This is a genomic window from Methanomassiliicoccales archaeon, from assembly GCA_036504055.1.
In the GTDB taxonomy this organism is placed as follows: domain Archaea; phylum Thermoplasmatota; class Thermoplasmata; order Methanomassiliicoccales; family UBA472; genus DASXVU01.
Genome location: DASXVU010000028.1, coordinates 19,355 through 27,402, shown reverse-complemented (window position 1 = coordinate 27,402; position 8,048 = coordinate 19,355). Strand labels below are relative to the sequence as shown.

Below are 8,048 nucleotides of genomic sequence, written 5' to 3'. Positions count from 1 at the left end.
CGTTTAGGGATATCATAGTATCCGGTCGACAGGGCCATCCGCATTGCTTCGTCCTGGATCCGGGTCAGCTCGCATGAGGAGGCTGCCCTTTTGACGCTTAGCAACTCAACCTTGCATCCTTCGTTCCTGATACGTTCGATCATGCCCTTCAGCGAGGTGTTGTTCGGCGTATAGATCTTCCAGATCACAGAACCGCTGCTGGTGCTGCATCCGGATTCCAGAAAACAATCTGTCCCGACGAATGCCCTGCATAGCCTGCACCGGGCGTTTCTCACCATGGCGATGTGCTTCCCAGGAGAGGCCGAGGCGATCGATACGATACTGCAACCCTCGATTCCGCTGAACCATTTCCTGATGTCCTCAGAGTCAGTGTCGGATTGTGATCTGATCCTGAGAACGCTCAGGCCTCCAGTTCCATTTACCCCGCAGCGTACGATATCGACTTGGACCTGCATTTCTGAGGACAAACGGCTGATGATATTGTCCGGTGAGGATATCTTGATCTTGGTCAGCAACATGGCAGCATCAGACCTCTAGCCCTTGAATGAAGGCTCTTAATACGGATGAGATTTAACATGATTCCAATCATCCCGCATGATCGACGAAGAATCATTTCTTGATCGTGAGGCGGAAAATGGAATTGGATTTGGGCTTTTGATAGCCGATGTCGGGCAATTCTCTGACGTGAAACCATGTTTATATCATGAAAACGACTCTACTTTCATGGTAAACATTTTCCACAAATGACCGTCCCTTCCCGCAATACGAAGGGATCGGCGCTGGGAAGGGAATGGGATGGAGATCATCGGTTCTCCGACGGTGCCTTCATCGGCGGTGGACCACATACAAAACGAATTGACCAGAAGCTAGACCATGAGGATCGGTGTGATCGCCTGCGACATGCTCCGGAAGGAGTTCGAGCTGCTTATCGCAGATGATCCAGACGTAGTGCATATAGAGTATCTCGACTTTGCCATGCATGCAGATCCTAAGGCACTGAAGTGCACCATCGAGGAGAAGGTGAAGGGATTGGAGGGGAAGGTGGACGCAGAGCTCCTGGGTTTCGGCCAATGCAGATGTCTAAAGAACATCGAGAAAGAATTGGGCATTCCAACCGTCATGCTGGAAGGGGATGATTGTGTCGACGTGCTCCTGCCTCAAGAGGAGTACGCCAAGGAACTGAAGAAGTGCGCGGGGACCTGGTTCGCCATACCAGGGGTTGCCGATCGGCATGAGGAATATATCTCCAAGATACTTAACCTGGAGAATTATGACAACCAGGAATATGGCGTGGATTACATTCTGAAAGCGGTTTTCGAGAACTATTCCAGATGTCTCTTCATAGATACCGGAGTGGAAGGGGCGGAGGAAGGCAAACGAAAGACCATCGAGTCTGCCAATGCTCACCACCTTCGACATGAGTCCAGGAACGGTTCGCTGGTCGGTATCCATCTTTGTCTGGTCAAGGCGAAGTCAATGGCCGAAAGCTCTAGAAAAATAGAAGAGATCCGAGGCTAGAGCATAGTAAGATGATCATGAACCGCGACCGTCAAACGATGATGGCCGCTGCGAAAATGTACTGACCGAAAGGCCTCAGTTCCTCGTGGCCGCCTTAAGTCCATTGAAACGGTAGATCTTCTTGGGACAGGCCCTCTGGCATTTCTTGCATGCGGTCCCCAGGCACATGTCGGTGGCGATCCGGACGTCGGGACTATCTCCTCCGGTGTCGATGAGGTGAAGGGCGTTCTCAGGGCAAGCCTTTTGGCATCCTCCGCAACCATTGCATCCTGGGAAGCTGCCGGTGAGGTACACCCCGATGTTCTCGATGACGTTCAGCCCCCTGTCTCCCAGGACGGGGATGTCCCCGGCCACTACCCTCGAGGTCTCTTTGGGAAGGACTATCGACGGTATCGGTCTTAGACCATTATCCTTGTTGATCTGATTGTAAAGATCGAGATCCATGCCTTCGGTCCAGAACGCCAGCTCGTTGGTGTAGAGAGTCTCGAAGGTCTTGGAGGTGGCGAACATGATGTGCTTGGATGCGATAGAATGCGCCACCGACCGCATCATATCAAGAGTCTCCGTGTTCGTGACCAGATCATACGCCATCATCAATGAGGTGTTGCCCACCTGGACGGTCCTGCCCACCATCTGGGGGACCATTCCCACCATCTGTGCCTTGATCGGGTCGACGTAGGTACCGGAAGCTCCGGCGAGGTACATGGCATTGATCTCACTATCATCCATGCCGACCTCTTCGATCAGCGTCCTGTGGCCGGCCCTGATGGCCCCCATTGCCTTCCCCGCCTCGGTCAGATCGTCCTGCCCGAACGTTATGTTGTTCTGGAAATGCAGGACGCCGTCCGGAGTTCTGATCCTGGGGAGACGTATCAGGCCGCATTCGATCCCAAGCGCGACGGCACCGACCACTCCCGTTCCTGTGATCCCTCGGGCTGCGGTGTAATCCTGCAATCTTATCTCCTGGTTCTGCAGCCCCATCAGGGTCGAACGGCGCGGGTGAAGATCTGCATCAAGCACATAGTCATACCACATCCCATAGGGTCCAGCGGTGAAATCCGATATTGCTCCAGGCGATGCCAGCATACCGAACTTGATCGACTGGCCCTCCATGGCAGGACCGGCCGCGGCCGAACCCGTGTAAAGCTCCCCATTATGGTAAAGGCCCATCTCGGCGTTGGTCCCATAATCGGTGACCATGCAGGTCTCGTTCTTCTCCAGGAGGCCAGATTTGATTATCATGGCCAGTGCATCCGCTCCGATCTCATGCCTGATGGATGGAGGGATGATCACCTCCACCTCGGCTCGTACCGTCTTCAATCCGACCTCCCCGGCGGTGGTGATGCATCCATTTCTCTCCGGTGGGTCGATCCTGAACCGCTTCAACGCATTGTGTCCTGCGTAGGCCAGGTCCCTGACCTCGATGTTCTGGAACATCGAGACCTGGGCTGGGTTCCCGCACACGGCGATGCGGTCTATTTGATGGTCCGTCCCATGGGCCTCGATCATCCTATCCACGGTCTCGGCGATTATCTGGTGACCGATATCGCTTCCATTCTCCAGCCAGAAATGAAGATGGTCCATGATGTTGGCACCCGGAAGGGGATGCCTCATCGTGATGGTGGTGGACACGATCCTTCCTTTGTTCGATAGATCCACCAAATGAGACCGGTAGCCGCTGGTACCGAGGTCGAGGGCGAGACCGAATGCCATATGGTTCAATATCATCCCTTGGGATATTTATCCATTGACATTAAATATTAAAAATAATGGATAATTATCTGCCAAAGTGATGTCAGGAGGACCATCTCATCTTCAAAGCATTGTGGTCCTTGCCTGTTGTCGAACGAATTGTTGCAGATACTCCTTTGTCCCAGACCCTTTCCCGGTCGAACTGGAGGCCTTCCATCCTCCGAAGGGTTGCCCGCCCACCATTGCCCCCGTCGTCGCCCCCCTTGGTCGGTTTGCATAGGCGACACCGGCCTGGATATGGTTAAAGAAGAATTCGACCTCCTCCGTATCGTTCGAATAGATGCCGGAGGTCAGCCCGTATTCTACGCTGTTGGCCATGGCCAAAGCATCCGGGAGCGTCCTGAACCTCTGCACCACCAGGATCGGCACGAAGAGCTCGTTCCGTACCAGGAAGTGGTCTTCCGGCAGGCCGGTGACCACCGTTGGCTCGACGTAGTTCCCCCTCTTGCCCTCCGGCTTGAGCACATTTCCACCGCACATGACCTGTCCGTCCTTCCTGGCCATGGCCAGATATTTCTCATAGTCAGAGACCGCCTTTGAATGGATGACCGGCCCGAGGTCGCACTCCCTCAACCGGGGGTCGCACACCTTGAGGGCCTTGGTGCTCGACACCAGTTTGACCAAGAATCCGTCGTAGATGTTGTCCTGGACATAGACCCGGGAACAGGCCGAGCACTTCTGTCCTGAGAAACCAAAGGCGGAATGGACCACGCCCTCCACCGCCTTGTCCAGGTCGGCGTTGTCGGTGACTATGCAAGCGTTCTTCCCGCCCATCTCAGCGATGATTGGGATCGACCAGCTACGTGGGTTGGAGCGGAGCAACCTGAACCCCACCTCCTTTGAGCCGGTGAAAGCGATCCCTGCTATCTTCGGGTGATTGACCAGATGATCGCCCACCTCGGCCCCGGAACCGGTCACGACGTTCATCGCTCCGGCCGGAAGCCCGGCCCGCACCAGCAGATCATAGAACAGGTAAACGGCCAATGGCGCGACCGAGGCCGGTTTCACCACCACGGTGTTTCCGGTGATGAGGGCACCGGTGGTCATGCCCACACTGATCGACAGCGGGAAATTGAACGGGCACACCACGGCGAACACACCGCACGGGAGCATCACGCTGACCGGGACCTCATCTTCATAGGGCGGGTTCTTCTTCTCCCGGAATCCTTCACTCTCCACCATCGCCTGGGCGTAGAACTCCATGAAATCGACCGCCTCATCCACCTCCCCGACGGCCTCGTCCCGGTTCTTGCCGTTGTCCAGGGTCAGGGCGGCTGCGAACCGGTATCTCTCATTGGCCATGAGAACGGCCGCCCTTTGGAACACCACAGCCCTTTTCCGGTATGGTGTCAACGACCACTCGGCGAAAGCGTTCTCGGCCGCACTCACCGCCCTTTCCACGTCCGCCTTCGCACATTTCGGGAAACGGCCAACCATGAGGTGCCCGTCGATCGGGCTGTGATCCTCGAAGAGCTGCCTGGCCGGGATAGCCTCACCGTTGATGAAAATCGGGTAGGAGATCACGGTGTCATGAATCGAAGCGCGCATCGCCCCCACCGCCAGTTCGAAGTTCGCGTGGAACTCCTCTTGTCTGTTCTCCTTTACCAGGCCCACGAACGTGTTAAGGTTTCGGAATGGCAATTCGAGCACGACGAGCGGTAAAGCCAACGCCGTCGATTTGTAATTATCCATGACCTCGGGCCTATTGCCTCTGAGGTCGTACATTCCTCAAACACTAACGGTTCCCGATATATGCTGGCCTGATGAAATTCAGAAAGGGTAGATTAAATACCATGAGGGTGTTGAAAAACCATCAGGCGGGGTTCTATTTTGATCAAGGTCCTCTATGTCGACGATGAACCATTACTCCTTGACATCTGCAGGGAATTCGTCCAGATCCCGGGTGAGATAGAGATGGACACCGCCTCTTCGGTGGACGAAGCGGAAAAGGCTATGTCCACCACCGATTATCAGGTGGTCGTTTCCGATTACCAGATGCCGGGGATCAGCGGCGTCGATTTTCTTAAGCGGCTCCGTTCCCAGTTCGGGCATGTTCCTTTCATCCTGTTCACCGGTCGGGGCAGAGAAGAAGTGGCCATCGAGGCCTTGAACTGCGGGGCCGATTTCTACCTTCAGAAAGGAGGCGACCCCTCGGTCCAGTATGGGCAATTGCAGAAGGCCATTGTTCATCTGGCCAGGAGCTATGTCACTGAGAGATCGCTGGCATTGACCCAAAGGAGATACAGCGACCTGGTCGAGGAGGTCAATGCCATAGCGGTAAAGCTCGACCCGGAAATGCGGGTGACCTATGTCAACACATATGGGCTCAGACAACTGGGATGGGGCAACGAATTGGTCGGAAGCAGCTTCGTTGACTGGCTGGACAAGGCCCGGGTGGGCCAGGACGAACACCCGAGGCACATCTTCCAGGCGATGTTCGCCCAACGGAGGAAGGGAGAGACCTTCACCCACTCGTTCAAGACCAAGGACGGTGAGAAACGTTGGGTCGCCTGGACCTGCCGTTTCATCCGGGACGATAGGCAGGTGGTGGAGGAGGTCCTCCTTTTCGGCACGGATGTGACCGAGGCCAAGCAGAACGAGGTGAAATTGCAGAGGACGTTGTCACTGATAAAGGCCGCCTTCGATTCCAGCGAGGAGGGCATCCTGGTCACCAGCATGGACCGGAAGGTCACGGAGTTCAATCAAAGGTTCCTCGAGATGTGGAGCTTGTCTCCCGGCACGATCGAGAGCGGAGACCGGGGGAATTTCCTCTCCCAGGTCAGCGACCAGACGGCGGCGCCGGACAAGTTCGTGTCTTTCATCGAGGACGTCTATGCCCATCCGCTCGACGAGAGGAGATGGACCATCGAGTTCTCCGATGGTCGGAAGTTCGAAGCCTGTTCGAAGCCGGTCATGCTGGGAACGGAAGTGGTGGGACGGTTCTGGAGCTTCATGGACGTTACCATCCAGTCCTTGCGGGAGATGGAGTTCAGGATCCGGGAGGAGAACATCCTGGGTCTGCTGGACAATAATAAGGCCAACATGATGATCCTCGACCCGTCCAAGGGTGACATCATCTATGCCAACAAGGCAGCCATCGAATTCTATGGGTATGGGCCGGACCGTTTGCTGGAAATGCGGATCTCCGACATCAACACCCTGGACCCCAGGACCGTCGCCGAGAGCCTGCACGCTGCCCATTCGGAGAAGAAACAGTACTTCGTCTTCCAGCATCGGCTGGCCAACGGAGAGCTGCGTGATGTGGAGGTGTTCAGCGGCCCGATCGAGTTCGAAGGGCGCTCGCTTCTGTTCTCCCTGATCCATGACATTTCGGAGATGGAACGGGCCAAGCGCATGGTGGAGAAGACCGAGCTGCGGCACAACCGCATACTGAACAACCTGGCGATCGGGATATTGGTCTCTGACGAGTCCAACAAGATAGTCTATGCCAACAAGACCGTGCAGGAACTGCTGCGCCGGAAGCCAGAGGAGATCGTCGGGCTCTCGACCATCGATCTGGTGGCCGATGAACAAAAGGACCTGGTGCGGAAGAACTTTGCTGCCCGGCTCAAGGGAGAGAAAGGGCGGGTCGAGTATCGATTCAAGCGAGGCGATGGGACCTTCATCTGGGTCCAGGTCACGGTGGTGCCTCTCTTTGATAATGGCATCTACGGAGGGACCATCGCTTCCGTGGTGGATATTTCGGAACAGCGTCGGGATGCTGAGATGATCAAGGCGAGCGAAAAGAAGTTTCGGGAGATCTTCAACCACATGCAGGACGCGGTGATGATCCACGAGCCCAACGGCATGTTCTTGGAAGTGAACGATCTGGCCTGCGAGCGCTTTGGTTATTCGAGGGAAGAGTTGCTAATGATGAGCCCGGAGGACCTCGATATCCCCGGAGAGGCGCGGGACATCCCAGAAAAGAAATGGTTCCTGCAGGAAAGGGACTCTGCGATCTTCGAGACCGTCCATGTGGCCAAGGATGGAAGGAAGATACCGTCGGAAATCAATGCCATCATGATCGACCATAACGATAGGCCAGCCATGCTCGTGGTGTGCCGGGACATAACGGAGCGCCGGAACGCCGATTCGAGGCTCAAGCGGGCCAACGAGAAACTGAGGATCCTGAACAGCATCACCCGCCATGACATAATGAATCAGCTCATGGTCCTGAAGGGCAACCTGTCCCTGGCGCGGTCATCCGCCGACGAACCGGCCATGACCGACCGGTTACGCAGGATAGAGCGGTCCACCGAGATCATCGATTCCCAATTGCAGTTCGCCAAGGACTATCAGGAACTGGGTACCGTATCGCCCCGGTGGCAGAACGTGGCCGAGATAATCCAAGAACTGCCAGATCTGAAGGATATCTCCGAGATCGATCTGGACAGCAGGATCGAGACCCTGCAGCTCTATGCCGATCCGATGCTGGGCAAGGTGTTCCACAACATCATGGAGGACACGGTCAAGTACGCGGACCGACCGGTCCGGGTGAAGATAGGGTTCAGGATGGAAGGGACGTCACTGGTCATGGTCTACGAGGATCATGGGCCGGGCATACCGGCCATGGACAAGGAGATGATCTTCGAGATGGGTTTCGGGAAGGGCACCGGTCTCGGCCTTCATCTTTGCATGGAGATCCTATCCATCACCGACATCCGGATCAAAGAGGCCGGAGAGCCGGGGAAGGGCGTGATGTTCGAGATCGAAGTGCCGGAAGGCAGGTTCCGGTTCCACCAGGACTGAGATCTGCCGCCGATGCCTTGATGATCTTT

5 protein-coding genes are annotated in these 8,048 nt (G+C 55.8%); 2 read left to right on the top strand and 3 right to left on the bottom strand.

The annotated features are described in order from the left end of the window. Positions 1-518, bottom strand: a 518-nt coding sequence (locus VGK23_06040; protein HEY3420095.1) for a hypothetical protein, incomplete at its 3' end; no start/stop codon positions are given. A 355-nt stretch (positions 519-873) separates the two neighbouring features. Between VGK23_06040 and VGK23_06035 the strand changes: the two genes are divergently transcribed. Further along, positions 874-1,518, top strand: coding sequence for a DUF1638 domain-containing protein (locus tag VGK23_06035; protein ID HEY3420094.1), 645 nt, complete (start codon positions 874-876; stop codon positions 1,516-1,518). A 75-nt stretch (positions 1,519-1,593) separates the two neighbouring features. Here VGK23_06035 and VGK23_06030 read toward each other — a convergent pair whose 3' ends face one another. Both VGK23_06030 and VGK23_06025 read right to left on the bottom strand, forming a co-directional pair. Beyond that, positions 1,594-3,231: a methylamine methyltransferase corrinoid protein reductive activase gene (locus VGK23_06030; protein ID HEY3420093.1), complete on the bottom strand. Its 1,638-nt coding sequence runs from the start codon at positions 3,229-3,231 to the stop codon at positions 1,594-1,596. A 102-nt stretch (positions 3,232-3,333) separates the two neighbouring features. Continuing rightward, positions 3,334-4,995 (bottom strand): aldehyde dehydrogenase family protein, encoded by a 1,662-nt coding sequence (locus tag VGK23_06025; GenBank protein HEY3420092.1) that lies wholly within the window; start codon positions 4,993-4,995, stop codon positions 3,334-3,336. 105 nt (positions 4,996-5,100) lie between these two features. Here VGK23_06025 and VGK23_06020 point away from each other — a divergent pair, with 105 nt between their 5' ends. Then, entirely contained in the window at positions 5,101-8,019 is a 2,919-nt protein-coding gene (locus VGK23_06020) for a PAS domain S-box protein (GenBank protein ID HEY3420091.1), read from the top strand. Positions 8,020-8,048 lie beyond the last annotated feature (29 nt).

Coding starts and splice junctions, on each gene's coding strand:
- VGK23_06030 (HEY3420093.1), bottom strand. CDS start 3,231: ATGGCATTCGGTCTCGCCCTCGACCTCGGTACCAGCGGCTACCGGTCT.
- VGK23_06025 (HEY3420092.1), bottom strand. CDS start 4,995: ATGTACGACCTCAGAGGCAATAGGCCCGAGGTCATGGATAATTACAAA.
- VGK23_06035 (HEY3420094.1), top strand. CDS start 874: ATGAGGATCGGTGTGATCGCCTGCGACATGCTCCGGAAGGAGTTCGAG.